Source organism: Arthrobacter sp. SW1 (assembly GCF_001766675.1).
GTDB lineage: Bacteria > Actinomycetota > Actinomycetes > Actinomycetales > Micrococcaceae > Arthrobacter.
On sequence record NZ_MJLT01000013.1, the window covers coordinates 1 to 21,919 of the forward strand.

20 protein-coding genes are annotated in these 21,919 nt (G+C 65.9%); 10 read left to right on the forward strand and 10 right to left on the reverse strand.

The window, feature by feature from the left end; translation table 11 throughout:
- Together lipA and BIU82_RS09205 are read left to right on the forward strand one after the other, a co-directional pair.
- On the forward strand, nucleotides 1-951 hold a 951-nt coding region (gene lipA / locus BIU82_RS09200; protein WP_070349177.1), incomplete at its 5' end, for a lipoyl synthase.
- 76 nt (nucleotides 952-1,027) lie between these two features.
- Nucleotides 1,028-1,780, forward strand: a complete 753-nt coding sequence (locus BIU82_RS09205; RefSeq protein WP_070349178.1) for a DUF4191 domain-containing protein — start codon at nucleotides 1,028-1,030, stop codon at nucleotides 1,778-1,780.
- Between the two features lie 69 nt (nucleotides 1,781-1,849).
- Here BIU82_RS09205 and BIU82_RS09210 read toward each other — a convergent pair whose 3' ends face one another.
- A complete protein-coding gene (locus tag BIU82_RS09210; protein WP_070349179.1) occupies nucleotides 1,850-2,287 on the reverse strand; it encodes an RDD family protein in 438 nt (145 codons plus the stop codon).
- Between the two features lie 318 nt (nucleotides 2,288-2,605).
- Here BIU82_RS09210 and glnA (BIU82_RS09215) point away from each other — a divergent pair, with 318 nt between their 5' ends.
- The 3 genes from glnA (BIU82_RS09215) to BIU82_RS09225 all read left to right on the forward strand — a co-directional run bounded on the left by glnA (BIU82_RS09215) (nucleotide 2,606) and on the right by BIU82_RS09225 (nucleotide 4,978).
- The gene (gene glnA / locus BIU82_RS09215) at nucleotides 2,606-4,030 is read left to right on the forward strand and encodes a type I glutamate--ammonia ligase (RefSeq protein ID WP_070349180.1); all 1,425 of its coding nucleotides are present in this window, start codon (nucleotides 2,606-2,608) and stop codon (nucleotides 4,028-4,030) included.
- Between the two features lie 122 nt (nucleotides 4,031-4,152).
- Nucleotides 4,153-4,479, forward strand: coding sequence for a hypothetical protein (locus BIU82_RS09220; RefSeq protein ID WP_070349181.1), 327 nt, complete (start codon nucleotides 4,153-4,155; stop codon nucleotides 4,477-4,479).
- 13 nt (nucleotides 4,480-4,492) lie between these two features.
- Entirely contained in the window at nucleotides 4,493-4,978 is a 486-nt protein-coding gene (locus BIU82_RS09225; protein ID WP_070349182.1) for an NUDIX hydrolase, read from the forward strand.
- 16 nt (nucleotides 4,979-4,994) lie between these two features.
- Here BIU82_RS09225 and BIU82_RS09230 read toward each other — a convergent pair whose 3' ends face one another.
- Both BIU82_RS09230 and glnA (BIU82_RS09235) read right to left on the reverse strand, forming a co-directional pair.
- Nucleotides 4,995-8,006, reverse strand: coding sequence for a bifunctional [glutamine synthetase] adenylyltransferase/[glutamine synthetase]-adenylyl-L-tyrosine phosphorylase (locus BIU82_RS09230; protein WP_070349183.1), 3,012 nt, complete (start codon nucleotides 8,004-8,006; stop codon nucleotides 4,995-4,997).
- Between the two features lie 9 nt (nucleotides 8,007-8,015).
- The gene (glnA, locus tag BIU82_RS09235; protein WP_070349216.1) at nucleotides 8,016-9,356 is read right to left on the reverse strand and encodes a type I glutamate--ammonia ligase; all 1,341 of its coding nucleotides are present in this window, start codon (nucleotides 9,354-9,356) and stop codon (nucleotides 8,016-8,018) included.
- Between the two features lie 187 nt (nucleotides 9,357-9,543).
- Between glnA (BIU82_RS09235) and panB the strand changes: the two genes are divergently transcribed.
- Nucleotides 9,544-10,464: a 3-methyl-2-oxobutanoate hydroxymethyltransferase gene (gene panB / locus BIU82_RS09240; RefSeq protein WP_070349184.1), complete on the forward strand. Its 921-nt coding sequence runs from the start codon at nucleotides 9,544-9,546 to the stop codon at nucleotides 10,462-10,464.
- An 85-nt stretch (nucleotides 10,465-10,549) separates the two neighbouring features.
- On the opposite strand, the gene BIU82_RS19665 is transcribed toward panB, so the two are convergent.
- Nucleotides 10,550-10,714, reverse strand: a complete 165-nt coding sequence (locus BIU82_RS19665; RefSeq protein ID WP_139146560.1) for an SPOR domain-containing protein — start codon at nucleotides 10,712-10,714, stop codon at nucleotides 10,550-10,552.
- Between the two features lie 60 nt (nucleotides 10,715-10,774).
- Here BIU82_RS19665 and map point away from each other — a divergent pair, with 60 nt between their 5' ends.
- The 3 genes from map to BIU82_RS09255 all read left to right on the forward strand — a co-directional run bounded on the left by map (nucleotide 10,775) and on the right by BIU82_RS09255 (nucleotide 13,291).
- Nucleotides 10,775-11,653: a type I methionyl aminopeptidase gene (gene map, locus BIU82_RS09245; protein WP_070349185.1), complete on the forward strand. Its 879-nt coding sequence runs from the start codon at nucleotides 10,775-10,777 to the stop codon at nucleotides 11,651-11,653.
- Between the two features lie 67 nt (nucleotides 11,654-11,720).
- Nucleotides 11,721-12,521 carry a polyphosphate--glucose phosphotransferase gene (gene ppgK / locus BIU82_RS09250; RefSeq protein WP_070349186.1) on the forward strand — a complete coding sequence of 267 codons (801 nt, stop codon included), beginning with the start codon at nucleotides 11,721-11,723 and terminating at the stop codon, nucleotides 12,519-12,521.
- A 2-nt stretch (nucleotides 12,522-12,523) separates the two neighbouring features.
- Complete coding sequence (locus BIU82_RS09255) at nucleotides 12,524-13,291, forward strand: SDR family oxidoreductase (RefSeq protein WP_139146561.1); 768 nt, start codon at nucleotides 12,524-12,526, stop codon at nucleotides 13,289-13,291.
- A 70-nt stretch (nucleotides 13,292-13,361) separates the two neighbouring features.
- Here the strand turns inward: BIU82_RS09255 and nrdR are convergent, their stop codons facing one another.
- From nrdR to BIU82_RS09270, 3 genes are all read right to left on the reverse strand, one after another.
- Nucleotides 13,362-13,889 (reverse strand): transcriptional regulator NrdR, encoded by a 528-nt coding sequence (gene nrdR / locus BIU82_RS09260; protein WP_074466420.1) that lies wholly within the window; start codon nucleotides 13,887-13,889, stop codon nucleotides 13,362-13,364.
- A 173-nt stretch (nucleotides 13,890-14,062) separates the two neighbouring features.
- The gene (hisD, locus tag BIU82_RS09265) at nucleotides 14,063-15,433 is read right to left on the reverse strand and encodes a histidinol dehydrogenase (RefSeq protein WP_070349188.1); all 1,371 of its coding nucleotides are present in this window, start codon (nucleotides 15,431-15,433) and stop codon (nucleotides 14,063-14,065) included.
- 9 nt (nucleotides 15,434-15,442) lie between these two features.
- A complete protein-coding gene (locus BIU82_RS09270) occupies nucleotides 15,443-16,045 on the reverse strand; it encodes a hypothetical protein (RefSeq protein WP_253182732.1) in 603 nt (200 codons plus the stop codon).
- A 129-nt stretch (nucleotides 16,046-16,174) separates the two neighbouring features.
- Here BIU82_RS09270 and BIU82_RS09275 point away from each other — a divergent pair, with 129 nt between their 5' ends.
- On the forward strand, nucleotides 16,175-16,675 hold the full coding sequence (locus tag BIU82_RS09275; protein WP_070349189.1) for a flavin reductase family protein: 501 nt from the start codon (nucleotides 16,175-16,177) through the stop codon (nucleotides 16,673-16,675).
- A gap of 61 nt (nucleotides 16,676-16,736) precedes the next feature.
- Here BIU82_RS09275 and dnaE read toward each other — a convergent pair whose 3' ends face one another.
- From dnaE to lspA, 3 genes are read right to left on the reverse strand one after another with little or no spacing between them, the layout of a single operon-like run.
- On the reverse strand, nucleotides 16,737-20,291 hold the full coding sequence (gene dnaE / locus BIU82_RS09280; protein ID WP_070349219.1) for a DNA polymerase III subunit alpha: 3,555 nt from the start codon (nucleotides 20,289-20,291) through the stop codon (nucleotides 16,737-16,739).
- A 50-nt stretch (nucleotides 20,292-20,341) separates the two neighbouring features.
- Nucleotides 20,342-21,268 (reverse strand): RluA family pseudouridine synthase, encoded by a 927-nt coding sequence (locus tag BIU82_RS09285; protein WP_070349190.1) that lies wholly within the window; start codon nucleotides 21,266-21,268, stop codon nucleotides 20,342-20,344.
- Nucleotides 21,261-21,854 (reverse strand): signal peptidase II, encoded by a 594-nt coding sequence (gene lspA / locus BIU82_RS09290; protein WP_070349191.1) that lies wholly within the window; start codon nucleotides 21,852-21,854, stop codon nucleotides 21,261-21,263. Before lspA ends, BIU82_RS09285 begins: the two co-directional genes overlap by 8 nt.
- Nucleotides 21,855-21,919: the final 65 nt, after the last annotated feature.

Sequence of the window (21,919 nt, forward strand, 5' to 3'; positions counted from 1 at the left end):
CGCAAGCCCGAGTGGATCAAGGCCAAGGTCCAGATGGGGCCGGAGTTCGTCGGTTTGAAGAACCTGGTCAAAAAAGAAGGCCTGCACACCGTGTGCGAGGAAGCCGGCTGCCCGAACATCTTCGAGTGCTGGGAAGACAAGGAAGCGACCTTCCTGATCGGCGGCTCCGAATGCACCCGCCGCTGCGACTTCTGCCAGATCGACACCGGCAAACCCTCACCCCTGGACCGCTTCGAACCCACCAAGGTCGCCCGCTCGGTGCAGTCCATGAACCTGCGCTACGCCACCGTCACCGGCGTGGCCCGCGACGACCTCGAAGACGAAGGCGTCTGGCTCTACGCCGAAACCGTGCGCAAGATCCACGAACTGAACCCCAACACCGGCGTGGAGCTCCTCATCCCGGACTTCTCCGGCAAACCCGAGCACATCAAGGCCATCTGCGACTCACAGCCGGAAGTGTTCGCGCACAACGTCGAAACCGTGCCGAGGATCTTCAAGCGCATCCGCCCCGCCTTCCGCTACGAACGCTCCCTGGACGTCATCACCCAGGGCCGGAACCACGGCATGGTCACCAAGTCCAACCTGATCCTGGGCATGGGCGAAACCCGCCAGGAAATCAGCGAGGCCCTCAAAGACCTGCACGAGGCCGGCTGCGACCTGATCACCATCACCCAGTACCTGCGCCCGAGCGAGCGGCACCTGCCCGTGGACCGCTGGGTCAAGCCCCAGGAATTCGTCGAACTCGGCGAAGAAGCCGAAGCCCTGGGCTTCCTCGGCGTCATGTCCGGCCCCCTGGTCCGTTCCTCCTACCGCGCCGGCCGGCTCTGGGCCACCGCCATGCGCAAAAAGGGCCGCGACATCCCCGAACACCTCGCCCACATCGCCGACGGCATCCAGGACTCCGGCACCACCCGTCAGGAAGCCAAAACCCTCCTCAGCCACGGCGCGTAACATCACCAAAGCACACGGGACCGGATGCCTTCCTACAGGCATCCGGTCCTTCGTCATCACGTAGAATTAAGGCACTATGGCGAAATCCCCTGACTCCAGCAAACCGACCCCCTCGGCAGCCGACGCTCCGAAGCGCGGGTTGTTCTCCCGCAAGCCCAAGGAAGCCAAGGCCAAGAAGCCGAGCCAGCTCAAGCAGATCGGCGAGGTCTTCAAGATGACCCGCCGCAGCGATCCCCAGGTCGTCCTGCTCATGGTGCTGGCGTTCCTGGGCGTCGTCGCGGTCAGCCTCCTGATCGGCTTCCTCCTGCAGAACCCGATCACCGGCTTGATCATCGGCATTCCGCTGGGCCTGCTGGCCGCCGTCTTCATCCTCTCCCGCCGTGCCGAACGCGCCGCGTTCGCACAGATCGAGAACCAGCCCGGCGCCTCGGGCGCCGCACTCGGTACGCTCCGCCGCGGCTGGATCACCGAGCAGCAGCCGGTGGCTGTCAACCCGCGAACGCAGGATGCCGTCTTCCGCGCCATCGGCCGTCCCGGCGTCGTACTGGTCAGCGAAGGCCCTTCGCACCGGGTGAAGCCGCTGCTCGAAGCCGAGCGCAAGAAGCTCTCCCGCATCCTGCCGAACGTCACGATCCACATGATTGAGAGCGGCCGCGGCGAAGGCCAGGTACCCATCAGCCAGGTAGCCAAGACAATGAACAAGCTCAAGAACGAGCTCACCAAGGTTGAAGTCAGCGCCGTCAGCAAGCGCATCAGCTCGCTGGGCAACCGCCTGCCGATCCCGAAGGGCATCGACCCCTACAAGGCACGGCCCCAGCGCGGACGCTAGACCAAGGCCTTAAAGCGAAAGAACCGTTCCCTGCAGGGAGCGGTTCTTTCGCTTTAAATACCCGGCCTGCTACATCCGGATCAGGATGGTGTCCATGGCCTTGTCGTGGAGCCCGCGGTGGTCCGGGTCGAAGATGACCGCGGGAATGACCAGGCACAGCAGCAGGGCGCGGACCAGTGCGGCAAGGGGGCCGGCAGGGCCGCCGCCCAGCTTCACCACGTGGATGCCGGCAATGCGGTGTCCGATGCTGTAGCCCAAAGTGCCGATCAGGAGGATCTGTTCAGCAGCGAATACCGCGAGGGTGGCCCACTGGTTGCCGCCGAAGGCGAAGTTGCTGATGAGCAGCGCCAGCCCCCAGTCAATGCAGATGGCCAGGATGCGCCGGCCGGCACGGGCCATGGAGCCCGGGCCGGACTCCGGCAGGCCCAGCCGCTCCCCCGGATACTTGGAAATGCCGGACGTGTCCGGGCCGGTGAGCCATGAGCCAAGATCTTTACGTGAAACCACCAGTCAAGTTTAACGGCATCACCATGGCGTTCCCGACGGCGGCCGCCGCGTTCGGGGCCAGCGCCGCTTTGCTGCCGCGGAAGGCAGTCGCATTGCGGACGGCATGGACCGCCGGCCGTGCTGCCAGTAGCGTTTACACAGCAGGCGGTTCTGTAACCTGCCTGAAACAATGCCGATACTCCCGGGAAACTCCGTATCCCTAAGGTTGTATAAGTTGCTAGCCACCGCACCGGGGATACCTCTTTGTGTTCCGCCGGCTTCGGTTTTCGCTGGATCAGACGGCAAGTGGCCGTTCCCTGTTATGCGTTAGGAGCATAGATGTTCAAGACTGCGGAAGAAGTTCTCCAGTTCATCAAGGAAGAAGACGTCAAGTTCGTCGATATCCGCTTCACCGACCTGCCCGGCGTCCAGCAGCACTTCAACGTGCCGGCCAAGAGCGTTGACCTGGACTTCTTCGTTCACGGCCAGCTGTTCGATGGTTCTTCCATCCGCGGTTTCCAGGGCATCGCCGAATCGGACATGCAGCTGATTCCGGATGTTACTTCCGCTTTCATCGACACCTTCCGCATCGAGAAGACCCTCGCGCTGAACTTCTCCATCGTGAACCCGCGGACCGGCGACCCGTACCACCGCGACCCGCGCGGCGTTGCCGAGAAGGCTGAGGCCTACCTCGCCTCCACCGGCATTGCCGACACCGCATTCTTCGCTCCCGAGGCCGAGTTCTTCGTCTTCGACAACGTCCAGTACGAGTCCTCCCCGCAGGGCAGCTTCTACAAGATCGATTCCGAGGAAGCCTACTGGAACACCGGCCGCAAGGAAGAAGGCGGCAACCTCGGCCACAAGACCCCGGTCAAGGGCGGTTACTTCCCCGTCTCCCCCACCGACAAGCAGGCTGACCTGCGCGACGCCATGTGCGTTGAGCTGGACAAGGCCGGCCTCGTCGTCGAGCGTTCGCACCACGAAGTTGCTTCCGCCGGCCAGGCTGAAATCAACTACAAGTTCACCACGCTGACCGCGGCTGCCGACGACCTGCAGAAGTTCAAGTACATCATCAAGAACACCGCCGACGCCTGGGGCAAGTCCGTCACCTTCATGCCGAAGCCGGTCTTCGGTGACAACGGCTCGGGCATGCACTGCCACCAGTCGCTGTGGAGCAACGGCGAACCGCTGTTCTACGACGAGAAGGGCTACGCCGGCCTTTCCGACACCGCCCGCTGGTACATCGGCGGCCTGCTGAAGCACGCTTCCGCCGTCCTGGCCTTCACCAACCCGACGGTCAACTCCTACCGCCGCCTGGTCAAGGGCTTCGAAGCCCCCGTCAACATGGTCTACTCGCAGGGCAACCGCTCCGCCGGTATCCGTATCCCGATCACGGGCTCCAACCCGAAGGCCAAGCGCATTGAGTTCCGCGCGCCGGACCCCTCCTCCAACCCGTACCTGGCCTTCGCTGCCCAGCTGATGGCCGGCATCGACGGCATCCGCAACCGCATCGAGCCCCCGGCTCCGATCGACAAGGACCTCTACGAGCTCCCCGCAGAGGAAGCCAAGGACATCCCGAAGGCTCCGGGCTCCCTTGAGGAAGCACTCGAGGCCCTGCGCGAGGACAACGAGTTCCTGCAGGCCGGTGGCGTCTTCACCCAGGACCTGATCGACGCCTGGATCGAGTACAAGTACGAGAACGAGATCAAGCCGCTGTCCCTGCGCCCGAACCCCTACGAGTTCGAGCTCTACTACGGCGTCTAAGCCTCCCGGCTCCGCATGCACAAAGGACGGCCACAGCTTCCCAGCTGTGGCCGTCCTTTTGTTTTGCCTGTTTTCCCGTTTGAATGGGGCTTAAGGAACCGTGCCAACGTTTGGGGGAAACAATGAAGAAGAAGTGGACCATCCTGCTGGTCTTGTCCGGCCTGGCTTTCGCGGCCTGTGTGCTGATCCTGCCCGGCCCGCTCGCGGCGGTCGTCGGAGGAAAGGCCGACGGCGGAGCGACGGTCATGTTCGTGCTCGGCCTGGTGCTGCTGGCGGACTCACTCGGCTTGCTCGCCGTCGGGCTCCGGTTGCGGTCCCGGGACCTGAACACACCCCGCACGTACGACAACCGCGAAGGGATGGCATCCGATGCCGACCGGAAGCCGAACCCGTACGACATGCCGAGCGCTCTGAACCAGGCCCAGATGGGACATCACGGGCCGCAGTAGCTAGAGTTGCGGCATGCCCGAACTCAGCCCTGAAAGCCGCGAATACTTCCGTACGCTCCCCCGCCGGCGCGTGGCCGCGGGCCTGGTGATCCGCGACGACGGCGGCCGGGTCCTCGCGGTGAAGCCCAACTACAAGGACGGATGGCTCCTGCCCGGCGGCACGGTGGATGCCGGCGAGGCTCCGCGTGCGGCAGCCCGCCGCGAAGGGCGCGAGGAGCTGGGCCTCGACATCGTTCCCGGAGCGCTGCTCATCATCGGCCACTCGGCGTTTCCGTCACCGATCGGCGACGGCCTGAACTTCCTGTACGACGGCGGGGTCCTCCCGGCCGGTGCGCAGATCGCCTTGCAGGAGGAAGAACTCACCGAATGGCGTTTCGTTGCGGAGGAGGAGTTCCCCGGATACTTCGGCGTCCATGGCGCCTTCCACGTCGCGTCGGCGCTGACCGGCCTGCGTGAAGGCCGCGTGGTCGAACTGCAGGACCGCGAAGAAGTCATCTGAGGCTGCCGGGGCCGGACTACTGGCCGTAAAACTCCCGTTCGAACACGGCCCGGGTTCGCCGGCTCATCCGCAGGTAGTCCTCCTCGAAGACCGCGGCCTGCCCGGGGGCATAGCCGCACCACCTGGCCACGGCCTCAAGGTCGCGCCGCGAGGCGGGCAGCAGATCGGAGGCCCGGCCGGTGCAGATGACGTTGGCCGAACGGATCCGGCTGGCCAGGCGCCAGGTGCCGCGCAGCAGGTCAACGTCGTCTTTGCCTATCAGTCCGAGCTCCTCAACCGCATCCAAGGCCGCCATGGTGGAAGTAGTGCGCAGGGCGGAGTGCTTCCCCGCGTGCTGGAGCTGCAGCAGCTGGACGAGCCACTCGACGTCGCTGAGGCCTCCCCGGCCCAGCTTCACATGCCGCGCCGGGTCCGCCCCGCGCGGCAGCCGTTCGGATTCGACGCGGGCCTTGATGCGCCGGATCTCGCGCAGCTCGCTGTCGGCCAACGTCTCCGGGTACCGGATCGGATCGATCAGGGCGACGAAGTCCTCCGCCAGTCCGTCATCGCCTGCCATGGGTTGGGCCCGCAGGAGCGCCTGGGCTTCCCAGACGAGCGACCAGCGCCGGTAATACTCGGCGTAGGAATCCAAGGAGCGCACCATGGCGCCGTTCTTGCCCTCGGGCCGCAGGTCGGCGTCAACGGCAAGAACCCGCTCGGCCATGATGGCCGGCTTCAGGGGCTGGGTCAGCAGGCTCGAAAGCTGCGCGACGATCGCCAGGGCTTGTTTCTGGGCTTCTTCATCCGTCGCGCCCGGCTCGGCCCGATGGACATACATGACGTCCGCATCGGAACCATAGCCGATTTCCCGCCCGCCCTGGCGGCCCATTGCGACGACCAGCACGCGCGTCTTGAGCGGGCCGCCGTCGGACACTATGTTTTCGGCGACATGCAGCGCACCGAGCACGGCAGCCCGGTCAGCGTCCGCGAGGGCTGCACCCACCGCGTCCTGGTCAAGGAGGCCGGAGCTGTCCGCAATGGCGATGCGCAGGATTTCCCGGCGCCGGATCAGCCGGATGAGGCGCATGGCGCTTTCCGGCTCGGCATGCCGGGACATTTTCGACTGGATTTCCTGCCACTGTGCCTCGAAGGACAGCGGCCGGAGTTCCTTGTCGTTGCCCAACCAGGCGACGGACTCCGGCGAAACCTCCAAGAGGTCGGCGATCAGCCGCGAGTTGGACAGCACATGGCAGAGCCGTTCCGCCGCGGCCTGCGAATCGCGCAGCATGCCGAGGTACCAGTGCGTGGTTCCGAGGGCCTCGCTGACGCGGCGGAAGGCGAGCAGGCCGGCGTCGGGGTCAACACCTTCGGCGAGCCAGCCGAGCAGGATGGGCAGCAGCTGCCGCTGCAAGGCCGCACGGCGGCTGACGCCCGCGGTGAGTGCCTCGATATGGCGCATGGCACCCTGCGGGTCGCGGTAGCCCAATGCCGCAAGGCGGCCCTGCGCCGCTTCGGGGCTGAGCTTTGCGTCTTCGCTGCTGAGGCTGGCCGCAGTGTTGAGCAGCGGCCGGTAGAAGATGCGCTCATGGAGTTCCCGCACGGAGCGCTTCGTTTTCTGCCACGTACCGAGGAGGGCGTCCGGGTGGGGACGCTCCGAGGAAAAAGGTCCCAGCACGGCTTTCGCGAGGAAGCGCTGGGCATCCTCGCTGACGGGCATCAGGTGGGTTCGGCGCAGTTGGAACAGTTGGATGCGGTGCTCGAGCAGGCGCAGGTAACGGTAGGCGCTGTCGAAGGCCGCGGCGTCGGCACGGCCGATGTAACCGCCGGATGACAGTGCGGCGATGGCCGACGTCGTGTCCCGGCAGCGCAGCGACTCATCCGATTTTCCGTGCACCAACTGCAGCAGCTGCACGGTGAACTCGACGTCCCGCAGGCCGCCGGGGCCAAGCTTGATCTGGCGTTGTTCCTCCGCCGGGGCGATGTTGTCGGTGACGCGGCGGCGCATGGCCTGGACCGACTCCACGAAGCCTTCACGTCCGGACGAAGCCCAGACGAGGGGCTGGACGGCGGCCTCGTAACGCTCGCCGAGCTCACGGTCCCCGGCGATGGTGCGGGCCTTGAGCAGCGCCTGGAATTCCCAGCTGTCCGCCCAGCGCGCGTAGTAGCTCAGGTGCGACGGCAGCGTCCGCACCAAGGGACCGGACTTCCCTTCCGGCCGGAGGTTGGCGTCCACCTCCCAGAGGCCCGGCTCGGGCGCCGTGGAGGAAATTGCGCGGGAAATCCCGCTCGCCAGCGCTGTTCCGATCGTTGCGGCGCGGGCATCGTCCAGGCCCTGCGCTTCGATGACATAGATGACGTCGACGTCGGAAATGTAGTTCAGTTCGCGGGCCCCGCATTTGCCCATGCCGATGACGGCGAGCCTGACGGCGGCCACCTCCGCCGGGTCGAAGGTGGCGGCGGCTTCCGCGCGCGACACGGCAAGGGCGGCCTCGATAGCGGCCCCGGCGAGGTCCGCGAGTTCGGCGCCGACGATCGGCATCGCATCCTGCGGGCTGGCGGCGCACAGGTCCCTGATGGCAAGCTCGGTCAGGCCGCGGCGGTATGCGGTGCGCAAGGCCGCGTAGGCAGCCGTCCCGGTCAACCCGGCCACCGGGCGCGGCGAGGAGGCGTCGGCACGGACCGAGGCAAGCAGCTTCGCGCGGAGCACGGACGGATCCTGGGCCTGCGGCTCGGGGCTGATCCGTTCCTCGAAAACGTCAAGGTGCTCAGGATGCCGGATGAGGAACTCGCCCAACGCCTCGGAGGCGCCAAGGAGCCGGTACAACGGTTCGCTGCGGTCCAGGCCGGCGGACGCCAAGTCGCGCAGGGGCGGGTGCTTCTCGATCAGCCGCACCAGGGTCTGCAGGGCCGTATCCGGGCTCGCGCTCAGGTACAGGCCGTCGAAAAGGGTTTCCTGGTCGATCCCGTCGAGTTCGCGGGCGGCAAGGAAACGCTCCCCCTTGTCCAGGTCGCTGAAGCCGGCCGAAATGAGCCGGCGTGCCAGGCTCATCCCGCCCGCCTAGAGAATGCCGAGGTTGCGCTGCAACTCGTAAGGGGTCACCTGGAGCCGGTAGTCCTGCCACTCCGCGCGCTTGTTGCGCAGGAAGTGTTCGAAGACCTGCTCGCCCAGAATCTCGGCCACCAGTTCGGAGTCCTCCATGGCACGGATGGCGTCGTGCAGGCTGGACGGCAACGGAGCGTGCCCCATCGCCTTGCGTTCAGCAGAGGTCAGCGACCACACGTCGTCCTCTGCCGCCGGCGGCAGTTCGTAGCCTTCTTCGATGCCTTTGAGCCCGGCGCCCAGGAGGACGGCGTAAGCCAGGTACGGGTTGGTGGCGGAGTCAATGCCGCGGTATTCGATGCGGGCGGACTGGCCCTTGCCGGGCTTGTAGAGCGGCACCCGGACCAGGGCGGAGCGGTTGTTGTGGCCCCAGCTCAGGTAGCTGGGAGCTTCACCGCCGCCCCAGAGGCGCTTGTAGGAGTTCACGAACTGGTTGGTGACTGCCGTGAACTCGGGAGCGTGCTTCAGGATGCCGGCGATGAACTGGCGCGCGGTCTTGGAGAGCTGGAACTCCGCCCCCGCCTCGTAGAAAGCGTTGGTGTCGCCTTCGAAGAGGGAGAAGTGGGTGTGCATGCCCGAGCCCGGGTGGTCGGTGAAGGGCTTGGGCATGAAGGTGGCGTAGGTGCCCTGCTGCAGAGCGACCTCCTTGATGACCGTGCGGAACGTCATGATGTTGTCCGCGGTCTGGAGGGCGTCGGCGTAGCGGAGGTCGATTTCGTTCTGGCCGGGCCCGCCTTCGTGGTGGCTGAACTCAACCGAGATGCCCACCGACTCGAGCATGGTGACCGCGGTGCGGCGGAAGTCCTGGGCCACGCCGCCGGGGACGTGGTCGAAGTAGCCGCCCTCGTCCACGGGAACGGGGGCGCCGTTCGGGCCGAGCTCGCTGGACTTCAGCAGGTAGAACTCGATTTCCGGGTGGGTGTAGCAGGTGAAGCCCATGTCCGCGGCTTTGGCGAGGGTGCGCTTGAGGACGTTGCGGGGGTCGGCCGCAGAGGGCTCGCCGTCGGGGGTGAGGATGTCGCAGAACATCCTGGAGGTCTGTTCCGTGTCGCCGCGCCAGGGCAGGATCTGGAACGTAGCGGGGTCCGGCTGGGCCAGCATGTCCGACTCGAAGACGCGGGCGAGGCCCTCGATCGCGGAGCCGTCAAAGCCCAGGCCCTCTTCGAAGGCCCCCTCCACCTCAGCCGGCGCGAGCGCCACCGACTTAAGCGAACCGACGACGTCGGTAAACCACAAGCGAACGAAGCGCACATCACGCTCTTCGATGGTCCGGAGTACGAACTCTTGCTGGCGGTCCATAGGGCCCCTTTTCAGATCAATGTCCATGCCGCGGCCGGAGTTTTGCTCCGGGCGCAGCAGCTCAGCCTTCACTCTACTAAGCATTGTCCGCCAATGACGCTGCCACAGCTGCCTGTAACACAGCGTTTACAAACGGGGCCGTTGTCCCCCGGTGGCCCGCCGGGCCGGGACCGCATACGCTCTTGTCATGGCCCCAAGCAACCATCCTGAATCGCACACCGCCCCCAACGCCGGCCCGTCCTCCGAAACGGCAGCCCCTTACGGTTCCGGCCCGGCAGCCGTCTCCGCCGGCGCCGGCGTGCCTGCTGCCCCCGCCGGGCGCGTGCGCATCCATCATCTGCAGCAGGCCAAGGCCAACGGTTCACGCTTCGCGATGCTCACGGCCTACGAGCAGTACACGGCCGAAATCTTCGACCAGGCCGGCATCGAGGTCCTGCTGGTGGGCGACTCCGCCTCCAACAATGTCTACGGCAACGAAAGCAGCCTCCCCGTCACGGTGGATGAACTGCTCCCCCTGTGCCGCGCCGTCGCGCGCTCGGCAAAGCGGGCCCTGATCGTGGCTGACCTGCCCTTCGGCAGCTACGAGGTGTCGGCCGAGCAGGCCGTGGCCACGGGCGTGCGCTTCCTCAAGGAGGGACTGGCCCACGCGGTCAAGATCGAAGGCAGTGCCTATTACGCCCCCACCGTCAAGGCCATGGTGCAGGCCGGCATTCCGGTCATGGCGCACATCGGGTTCACTCCGCAGAGCGAACATGCCCTGGGCGGCTACCGGGTCCAGGGCCGCGGCGATGATGGCCGGCGCTTGATCGACGACGCCGTCGCGCTGGCCGACGCCGGAGCGTTCAGCGTGCTGATGGAAATGGTTCCCGCGGAGACCGCCGCAGCCGTGGATGCCGCCGTCTCCGTGCCCACCATCGGAATCGGCGCCGGCAACGTCACCACCGGGCAGGTTCTGGTGTGGCAGGACATGGCAGGGCTCCGGGGCGGGAAGATGGCCAAGTTCGTCAAGCAGTACGCGGACCTGCGCACCATCCTCGGCGATGCCGCCCGTAATTACGCGGAGGACGTCCGCTCAGGAAGTTTCCCCGGCCCGGAGCACTCCTTCTAGGTCCCGGCGACTGCCTGGAACCAAACCAGCGACTAGTTCGGGGCCAAGCTTCGCTTCGTCCCCGCCAGCTCGGGCCCCTCGCGAACTAGTCTTCGTCGTCCTTTTCCCAGGCTTCGTTGCGCGCCCTGACTCTCTCCAGGGCGTGCTCCGCTTCCTCGCGGGTCTTGTACGGCCCGATCAACTGGGTCCAGTCCGACTGGGCATCCTCTTCGATCTCATGCGTCTGTACGTTGTACCAGTACTCCGTCACAGTGACTCCTTGTTGGCTGCCTGTTAGCTGCGTCTCGTTGCTCCCTTATATGATCAATCTATGCCTTCCCCCGCTTTGACCGCACCCATCGGCACGCTCACCCCAGGAACCGTCAGCCCGCAGCTGCCGGTTCCGGCGTCGATCGCACGCCCCGAGTATGTCGGCAAGCCGGCTCCGGCCAAGTTCACCGGCTCCGAGGTGAAGTCAGCGGAAACCATCGAAAAGATCCGCATTGCGGGCCGCATCGCAGCGCAAGCGATCGTCGAGGTGGGGAAGCACATCCAGCCGGGCGTCACCACGGACCAGCTGGACCGGATCGGCCATGAGTTTCTCATGGACCACAACGCCTACCCGTCCACCCTCGGCTACCGGGGCTTCCCCAAGTCCCTGTGTTCTTCGCTCAACGAAGTCATCTGCCACGGAATCCCCGATTCCACGGTGGTCCAGGACGGCGACATCCTGAACATCGATATCACCGCGTTCATCAATGGCGTGCACGGCGATACCAACTACACCTTCCTGGTGGGCGACGTGGACGAAGAATCCCGTCTCCTGGTCGAGCGGACGCAGGAGTCCCTCAACCGGGCCATCAAGGCAGTGGCACCGGGCCGCGAAATCAACGTGATCGGCAGGGCCATCGAATCCTACGCAAAGCGCTTCGGTTATGGAGTGGTCCGCGACTTCACGGGCCACGGGGTGGGTGAGGCCTTCCACACGGGCCTGATCATCCCGCACTACGATGCCGCTCCGGCCTACAACACCGTCATCCAGTCCGGCATGGTCTTCACCATTGAACCCATGCTGACCCTGGGCACCATCGAATGGGACATGTGGCCGGACAACTGGACTGTAGTGACCCGGGACCGCAAGCGCACCGCGCAGTTCGAACACACCCTGCTGGTGACCGACAACGGGGCGGAGATCCTCACCCTGCCGTAAACGGCTCCGCCGGTCATCCCGTGCTCATCCACCCGCCGCCCACCCACCTGCCAAGAACGGACATGCATTGACGAAGGATTCGAAAAGCCACAAGAACGCCCCGCTGATCGGGATCGACATCGGCGGTACCGGCATCAAGGGCGGGATCGTGGACCTGAAGAAGGGCAAGCTGATCGGCGAGCGTTTCCGGATCCCCACGCCGCAGCCCGCCACTCCGGAGGCCGTTGCCGACGTCGTGGCCCAGATCGTCGAGGAGCTCTCGGAGCGCGCCGAGGCGCCGGCAGTTGACTCGCCGGTCGGCGTCACCTTCCCGGGCATCATCCAGCATGGCGTGGTCCGTTCCGCGGCGAACGTCGACAAGTCCTGGCTGGGCACCGACGTCGACGCACTGTTCAGCAAGCGCCTGGGCCGCCCGGTCGAGGTCATCAACGACGCCGACGCCGCAGGCCTGGCAGAGGCCCGCTACGGTGCGGGTGAAGGTGTGGACGGCACCGTCCTGGTGATCACCCTCGGCACCGGTATCGGCTCCGCGTTCATCTTCAACGGCCAGTTGGTTCCGAACGCCGAGCTCGGCCACCTTGAGATCGACGGCCACGACGCCGAGACCAAGGCATCCGCCGTCGCCCGCGAACGCGATGGCCTGAGCTGGGACGAATACGGCGTGAAGCTCAACCGCTACCTCCAGCACGTGGAGTTCCTCTTCTCCCCCGAGCTGTTCATCATCGGCGGCGGCATTTCGAAGCGTTCGGACGAGTACTTCCCGCACCTGGAGCTGCGGACCAGGATCGTTACCGCCGAACTGAAGAATGACGCCGGCATCGTCGGCGCGGCGCTCGAAGTCGGCGTCCACCACAAGCTCGTCAAGTAGCTGTGTTGGCGGCTGAAGAGGCCGCGGCCTCCGTCGTCATCGTCACCGGCGCCAGCCGCGGCATCGGGGCGGCCATAGCACTAGGGGCGGCGGCCGCAGGATACGCGGTGGCGGTCAACTATGCCGCCGATGCCAGCGGTGCGCGGGACGTGGTTGCCCGCATCCATGCAATGGGCGGGCAGGCCGAAGCCATCCAGGCCGATGTCAGCCGCCCGGCGCAGGTGGTGGCACTCTTCGAGGCCGCGGCAGCCATGGGTCGCCTCATTGCGGTGGTCAACAACGCCGGAATCACGGGCAACCACATCGGCAGGCTCAGCGACGTCCCGACCACAACCGTGCAACGTGTAGTGGACGTGAACGTGGCGGGTGTGCTCTTCGTCAGCCAAGAAGCGGTGCGGCGGCTCTCCACCGGAAACGGCGGTGCCGGTGGATCCATCATCAACATCTCTTCGACCGCAACGAAGGCCGGTTCTCCGGGAACCTGGGTTCACTACGCGGCCACCAAGGGGGCCGTAGACGTCCTGACCACGGGACTTGCGGCCGAAGTGGCCGGCGAGGGGATCCGGGTGAACTGCGTTGCTCCCGGCAGCACGAACACCGGCCTTCATGCGGCGGCGGGCATGCCGGACAGGATTGAAAGGCTGAGCCCCACGATTCCCATGGGCCGGGCGGCTGAACCCGAAGAGGTTGCGGCAGCGGTGCTCTGGCTCTTGTCCGACGAGGCAGCATACATCACCGGTGCGGTGCTCCCGGTATCCGGCGGCCGCTGAGGAACGTGTGGTGCCGGTGGTGGCGGGGGCTTCCCCTCCGCCGCCACCACCGGAGCTCAAACGGGCCTGGCTAGAACAGGCCCTTCTGCGTGCCCTTGGCTGCGGCCTTGCCGCGGCCTCCCTTGGCGGCCGTGCCCGCAACCTGGCCCTGCGCTGCTTCTTCCCGCAGCAAGGCGATGGCGGACTCGAAGTCTTCGAGGGATTCAAACGCCTGGTACACGCTGGCGAAGCGGAGGTACGCGACCTGGTCGAGTTTCTGCAGCGGGCCAAGAATGGCAAGACCCACCTGGTGGGCATCGATCTCGGCCGCGCCGGATGCCCGGATGTTTTCTTCGACCTCCTGGGCCAGCATGGCGAGGTCGTCTTCGGTCACAGGGCGGCCCTGGCAGGCCTTCCGGACGCCGTTGATGATCTTGCTGCGGCTGAAGGGTTCACCCACGCCTGAACGCTTGACCACCGACAGGCTGGTGGTTTCCACCGTGGTGAAGCGGCGGCCGCATTCGGGACACTGACGGCGACGGCGGATGGAGGATCCGTCGTCGGCCATCCTGCTGTCCACCACGCGGGAGTCAGGGTTACGGCAAAACGGACAATACATGCCGGCCTCCCCTGGATCTTTGTTGTCCGCGGTCGGCAGCTGCCGGAAAACGCGATGGTGGCGGAAGCAATGCTTCCGCCACCATTTTACGTTTGAGCCAGCCCTAATGACAAGCATGTAATTACTACATGTAGTGCTGCCGGCCGTATATGTAGTGCTTTTGCTCTTCTGAACTACCCGGCGAAGCGGATCGTCACGGCATCACCGTGACCGGGCAGGTCCTCGGCTCCGGCCAGGCTGACAATGTGCTTGCTCACTTCCTCAAGCGCGGCGCGGTTGTAGTTGATCAACTGCACCGCCCGGAGGAAGGTGGTGACGTTCAGCCCGGAGGAAAACGCCGCCGTTCCGCTGGTGGGAAGCACGTGGTTGGAACCGGCACAGTAGTCGCCCAGGCTGACGGGGCTGTACTCTCCCACGAAGATCGCACCGGCGTTCCGGATCCGCGCGGCAACCGCCGGCGCGTCCGCCGTCATGATTTCCAGGTGCTCGGCCGCATATGCGTCGCAAACAGCGATGCCCTGTTCCAGGTTGTCCACCAGCACGACGCCGGACTGCGGCCCGGAGAGGGCGGTCACCACCCGTTCGCGGTGCTTGGTGGCAGCGGCCTGGCGCTTGAGTTCGGCGTCGACGGCGGCCGCCAGTTCCGCGGAGTCCGTCACCAGGACGGAGGCGGCCTTGGGATCGTGCTCTGCCTGGCTGATGAGGTCCGCGGCTACAAGCTCCGGACGGGCGCCCGCATCGGCGAGGATCGCGATTTCGGTGGTGCCGGCCTCGGAGTCGATGCCGACGACGCCCTTCACCAGGCGCTTCGCCGTGGCCACGAAAATGTTGCCCGGGCCCGTGACGACGTCCACCGGCTCAAGGGCTTCGGCACCGTCCGCGCCCGAAATACCGTAGGCGAAGGCCGCAACGGCCTGGGCGCCACCGATCGCGTACACCTCGTCGATGCCGAGTAGCGCCGCGGCAGCAAGGATGGTGGGGTGCGGCAGGCCGCCGAACTCCTTCTGCGGCGGCGAGGCCAACGCCACCGAGGGCACGCCGGCGGCCTGGGCCGGAACAACGTTCATGATCACCGAGGACGGGTACACAGCCAGCCCGCCGGGCACGTACAGGCCGACGCGGCCCACCGGGACCCAGTTCTGGCTGACCACCGCGCCGTCGCCGAGTTCGACGTCGACATCGGCCGGACGCTGCGCTTCGGCAAAGCGCCGGGCGCGGCTGATCGATTCCTCCAGCGCCGAGCGGACGGCCGGATCGAGGCTTTCGAGCGCTTCGGCAAGTGCCGCTGCCGGGACACGCGGGTGGGACTGCTCGACGCCGTCGAACGCGAGGGCAAACTCCCCCAACGCCGCGAAGCCGCGGGAGCGGACGGCGGCGATGATGTCCAGGACCTTCTGCTCGGCGTCGGCGACCGTCTGATGCTGCGCCCGCGGCACGGCGGCACGCAGTTCGGCGAGCGAAAGGGTCCGGCCCCGCAGGTCGATGCTGCGGAACTCAAGGGACTCGGTTACAGAGGCAGTCGGGTTCTCCGGAGAAATGGTCACCCGGCCAGTTTAGTGCGCCGAAGCGTCCGGCTGCGTTCCCTTGGCCAGAAGGCCGATCAGGTTGAATACGAAGGCCAGGAGCGCTACGGCCCCGGGCCACACGAGCAGCACCACCAAAGAGCGAAGCGTGAATCCGTCTTCGTCCGGCAGGGGCACGCCGGATCCCCACCATTGATCGGCCAACAGGCCAAGCTGCCACGCGGCAACGGCGCCTGCGAGTCCGCCCGCGGTTGCTAGCAGGGTACGCATGGGCCGGCCTTTGTCCGCCGGGGTCGAATCGAGCAGCACAGCCGTAAAACAGCCGGCCAGGAGCAGCAGCGCGGCCAGCATCAGGTCGCGGGGCAAACGGGTCAAAGGGGCGGACGGATCCGCCATGGCCGGATCGCCGCTGAGCAGGTTGGCCCCACCGGGTGCCAAAAGCCACCACGCGATGCCCAGGACCGCGCCGGCGAACGGCGGCACCACGAACCAGAGCCAGGCCAGGCTGCCCTTGCCGTGTTTGTCCTTCCTATGCTGCGTGCCCTTCCTGTGCCGTGCGGCCGGGGCCGCTTCTTCCCCGCCCGGTTCATCGCCGGGGAGTCGGCCGGTGCTCTCATACGCAGGCAAGGTCATGCCTGCCACATTAACAAACATTGCGTTCCGTGCCGCAACAAGGCGGCCCGGCCGGCCTGGAATACCGTTGGCCCGGCCTGCGGGAATACGCTGATCCAAGAACCACATCACGATCTCAAGGAGCAAGCCATGGCTTCGGACACCCCGTCCTTCGAGAGGACCTTCAAGGAGATGTTCCGCCGCCATGCCGCGGGCGTTGCAATCATTACCGCGGAACTGAACGGCAAGCCCTTCGGATTCACCGCCACCTCGGTAGCGTCCCTGTCTGCCGAGCCGCCCCGCTTCACCTTCAACATGTCCCGCAGTTCCAGCTCCTGGCCGGCAGTGGCGAACTCCAGCTACATCGGCCTGCACATGCTCGGCCACGAGAACCAGGCCTTGGCCGACCGCTTTGCCCGCGGCACGGAACGCTTCGAGGGAGACCATTGGGAACCGGGCCCCCACGGAGTGCCGCTCCTGAAGAACGTGACCGGCTGGCTGGTGGGCAAGATCCAGATGCGGCTGTCCTTCGAAAACAACGCGGTGGTAGTGGTCGAAGTAGTGGACGGCCAGGTGGGCGAAGACGGCAGCCCGCTGCTGTACCACTCGGGCAGCTACGGGCAGCCGGTCCCCCTCGACTACGAAATCTGAACAGCCCGCGAAATCTGAGAGCCTGGACTGGCCGGCCAGGCCGCTGGATCAACCGCGCAGGCTACCCGTCCAGGCAGGCCGGGCCGAGGAGCACCTTCAAGTCGCCGAACAGCGCCGGATTCGGGTTCACCCGCAGGTGGATCGGCAGGGCCATGACCTCGATCTTGGTGTCGCCCTGCAGGTTGAGCCGGACCTCCGAATTTCCCCGGTGGTTTCCGAGGACGTCGCGCAGCTCGGTCACCACTGCCTCGGTGGCCTTGTACGTGGGCATGGTGATCACCAGCGGACCGTTCACGCCTTCGCTGAGATCCGGAACGGACAGTTCCATGCAGTTCAGGGTGACAGCGCCGTCGTCGCGCCTTTGGAGGCGACCCTTGACCACCACGATCAGGTCCTCGGCCAGCACTGAGGCAATCGGACCGTAGACCTGGCCGAAGAACATGACCTCCATCGACGCCCCAAGGTCCTCGATCTCGGCCCGGGCGTAGGCGTTGCCGCTGGCTTTGGCGATCCGGCGGCTCAGCGAGGTGATCATGCCCGCAATGGTGACGATGGCGCCGTCGTGCGGGCCGTCTTCGGCGAGCAGCGCGGAAATCGGGTACTCCGCGTGCTGGCCGAGCACCCCTTCCAGGCCCTGCAGCGGATGGTCCGAGACGTAGAGGCCCAGCATGTCGCGTTCGAAAGCGAGCTTGTCCTTCTTTTCCCACTCCGGGAGGTCCGGAATCTCTGTGCTGAAGGAGGCTTCGGACTTCTCCTCGTCCAGGCCTGCGAACAGGTCGAACTGGCCGATCGCCTCATTGCGCTTGAGCGTGATCACCGAGTCGATCGCTTCTTCGTGGATCATCGCCAGGGCACGGCGCGCGTGGCCAAGCGAGTCGAAGGCACCGGCCTTGATGAGCGATTCGATGGTCCGCTTGTTGCAGACCACTGCGGGAACCTTCATGAGGAAGTCCGAGAACGATTCGAAGCGTCCCTGTTCCTGGCGCGCGGCCACCAGGGAGTCGACGACGTTGGCGCCGACGTTGCGGATGGCGCCCATGCCGAAGCGGATGTCGCTGCCCACCGGGGTGAAGGTCAGGGCCGATTCGTTGACGTCCGGCGGCAGCACGGTGATGCCCATGCGCCGGCATTCGTTGAGGTAGATGGCCGACTTGTCCTTGTCGTCGCCCACGCTGGTGAGCAGGGCGGCCATGTATTCGGGCGCGTAGTGCGCCTTCAGGTACGCGGTCCAGTAGGAAACCACGCCATAGGCGGCCGAGTGCGCTTTGTTGAAGGCGTAGTCGGAGAACGGAAGCAGGATGTCCCACAGGGTCTTCACGGCCTCGGCCGAGTACCCGTTGTCCAGCATGCCCTGCTGGAAGCCCGCGAACTGCTTGTCCAGCTCCTCCTTCTTCTTCTTGCCCATGGCACGGCGGAGGATGTCTGCCTGGCCAAGGGAGTACCCGGCCAGTTTCTGTGCCACGGCCATGACCTGTTCCTGATACACGATCAGGCCGAAGGTGCCGCCCAGGATGTCCTTGAGGGGCTCTTCCAGTTCCGGGTGGATCGGAACCACCGGCTGCACGCCGTTCTTGCGCAACGCGTAGTCGGTATGGGCGTTGGCGCCCATCGGACCCGGACGGTACAGCGCGAGCACGGCCGAGATGTCTTCGAAGTTGTCAGGCTTCATGAGCTTGAGCAGCGAACGCATGGGGCCGCCGTCGAGCTGGAAAACGCCCAGGGTGTCGCCGCGGGCAAGCAGTTCGTAGGACTCGGCGTCGTCCAGTTCAAGGTGTTCAAGGTCGAGGTCGATGCCGCGGTTGCGCTTGATGTTCTCGATGGCGTCGGAAATGATCGTCAGGTTCCGCAGGCCGAGGAAGTCCATCTTGATCAGGCCGAGGCCTTCGCAGGTGGGGTAGTCGAACTGCGTGATGACCTGGCCGTCCTGGATGCGGCGCATGATCGGCACGACGTCGATGATCGGATCCGAGGACATGATGACGCCGGCGGCGTGTACGCCCCACTGGCGCTTCAGCCCTTCGAGGCCCAGGGCCGTTTCGAAGACCTTCGCGGCTTCAGGGTCGGTGGCCAGCAGTTCCCGGAACTCCCCGGCCTCGCCGTAGCGCTTCGCCTGGGGGTTCTGGATATCGGCAAGCGGGATGTCCTTGGCCATGACTGCGGGCGGCAGCGCCTTGGTGAGGGTCTCACCCATGCTGAAGGGATAGCCGAGCACGCGGGACGAGTCCTTGAGCGCCTGCTTGGTCTTGATGGTGCCGTAGGTGACGATCATCGCCACGCGTTCGTCGCCGTACTTCCGGGTGACATAGTCGATGACTTCCGGGCGGCGGCGATCATCGAAGTCGACGTCGAAGTCGGGCATGGACACACGGTCCGGGTTGAGGAAGCGTTCGAAGATCAGGCCGTGGCGCAGCGGGTCGAGGTCGGTGATGCGCAGGGCGTACGCCACCATGGAACCTGCACCCGAGCCACGGCCAGGGCCGACACGGATGCCGTTGTCCTTGGCCCAGTTGATGAAGTCGGCCACCACCAGGAAGTAGCCCGGGAAGCCCATGGAGCTGATGATGCCGAGCTCATAATCGGCCTGCTTGCGGACGTCATCCGGGATTCCCTTGGGATAGCGGTAGTGCAGTCCCCGTTCGACTTCCTTGACCAGCCAGGAGTCCTCATTGTCCCCTGGCGGGCAGGGAAACTTGGGCATGTAGTTGTTGTGGGTGAAGGACACCTCGCACCGCTCGGCGATGGCGAGGGTGTTGTCGCAGGCGTCCGGCAGCTCACGGAAGAGCTCCCGCATCTCCCGGGGGGACTTCAGGTAGTAGCCGGTTCCGGAGAAGGCGAAGCGTGAGCCGCCCTGGTCGTAGCTGGGTTCAAGCAGCGTGGAGCCGGACTGGATGGCCAGCAGGGCCTCGTGCGCCTTCGCGTCGTGCTCGTGCGTGTAGTGGAGGTCGTTCGTGGCGACAAGCGGCAGGTCCAGGTCCTTGGCCAGGCGCAGGAGGTCTTCACGGATCCGGGTTTCGATCGACAGCCCGTGGTCCATCAGTTCGCAGTAGTAGTTCTCCTTGCCGAAGATGTCCCGGAATTCGGCGGCAGCCTCGACGGCCTCGCGGTACTGCCCCAGCCGCAGCCGGGTCTGGACCTCGCCGGAGGGGCAACCCGTCGTCGCGATCAGGCCCTCGGAGTAGGTATTCAGCAGCTCACGGTCCAGTCGGGGCCACTTGCCGAAGACCGAGTCCAGGGAGGCAATGGATGATGCCTTGAACAGGTTGCGCATGCCGGTGTTGTTGTAGCTGAGCAGCGTCATGTGGGTGTAGGCACCACCACCGGAGACGTCGTCGCTGCGTTGGCTCTCGTCGCCCCAGCGGACGCGCTCCTTGTCGCCGCGGGCAGTACCCGGGGTGACGTAAGCCTCGACGCCGATGATCGGCTTCACCCCGGCGTCCTTGGCCTTCTTCCAGAAGTCGTGCGCGCCGAACAGGTAGCCATGGTCCGTGATGGCCAGCGCCGGCATCTCAAGCCTGTTGGTTTCGGCGAACAACTCACCGAGCTTCGCCGCGCCGTCCAGCATCGAGTACTCGGTATGGGTGTGCAGGTGGACGAACGAGGCATTGCTGGAAGTCACCACGACAGTCTACCGCCGGGCGGCCCGCGCAAGCCGCAACTGCGTGGAGCTCAGGCGTCGCCGCTGGCGAGCAGGTCCAGGGCGTACTGCAGGTCTGCCGGGTACCGGCTGGTGACCTCCACCCAGTCACCGCTGCGGGGGTGGTTGAAGCCGAGCTTGCGGGCGTGCAGCCACTGCCGGGTGAGGCCCAGGGTGGCGGCAAGGCGCGGATCTGCGCCATAGGTGAGGTCTCCTGCGCAGGGGTGGCGCAGGGCCGAGAAATGGACGCGGATCTGGTGGGTCCGGCCGGTTTCCAGGTGTACTTCCACGAGGCTGGCCTTGCCGAAGGCTTCCAGCACTTCGTAATGGGTCACCGAGGGGCGCCCGTCTTCGATGACGGCGAAGCGCCAGTCGTGGCCGGGGTGGCGGCCGATCGGGGCGTCGATGGTTCCTTCGAGGGGTTCGGGCAGGCCCTGGACCACCGCATGGTAGACCTTGTCCACGGTCCGCTCCTTGAACGCCCGCTTGAGCACGGTGTAGGCGTGTTCGGTCTTGGCAACCACCATGACACCGGAAGTTCCGACGTCGAGGCGGTGCACGATGCCGGCGCGTTCCGCGGCACCCGAGGTGGAAATCCGGTACCCGGCGCCGGCGAGGCCGCCCACCACCGTGGGGCCGACCCAGCCGGGTGAGGGATGTGCCGCAACACCCACGGGCTTGTCGATGACGACAAAGTCCTCATCGTCCAGCAGGATGTTCAGGCCTTCCACTACTTCCTCCACCACTTCCAAGGGATCCCGGCGTTCGGGAACGGTAACTGACAGGACGGAGCCGGCAGCCAGCTTGGCGGACTTGCCAAGGACTGCTCCCCCGGCGAGGACGTTCCCTTCCGCGAGCAGCACCGCGGCAGCCGAGCGTGAGATGTCCATGAGCTTGGCCAGGCCGGCATCGGCCCGCGCTCCTCCGAGCTCCTCAGGAACGAGGTACGTTTCAGGCATCGCCGGATGCCTCCTGGTCAGGCTGCGCCGGCGTGGCGGGCGCCGCCTGCTGTTTGCTGCCGTCCATGCCGATTCCGCGCAGGGTCAGCAGGCAGATCACGACGACGGCACTCACCACGGCGGAATCAGCGATGTTGAAGATGGCGAAGTTGGGCAGCTGGATGAAGTCCACGACGTGCCCCATCCCGAAGGAAGGCTCCCGGAAGAGGCGGTCGGTGAGATTGCCCAGGGCACCGCCCAGGAGAAGGCCCAGCGCCAGTGCCCACCACGCCGAGCCGAGTTTGCGCAGTTGGAAGAAGATGGCCACGGAGACGCCGGCCATCACCAGGGTGAAGACCCAGGTGACGTTCTCGCCGATGGAGAAGGCCGCTCCGGAATTGCGGATGTAGTACCAGTGCAGCAGCGGCGGAAACACCGGGATCCGCTCACCTTCCACCATGGTGGCGGTGACCCAGAGTTTGGTCAGCTGGTCAAAGGCGTAGGCAAACGCCGCAAAGCCGGCAAAGAGCCAGAGCAGGCCGGGGCGCGGAGTCCGGCGGGGGGTGCGGGCCGGCTCCGTGGTGCCGCTGTTGTGTTCGTCGCTCATAGTGCTTTCATCCGGGGTTGGCCGTGGGTGCGCTGCGCTTAACAGCGAAAGCCGGTGGCCGAGGA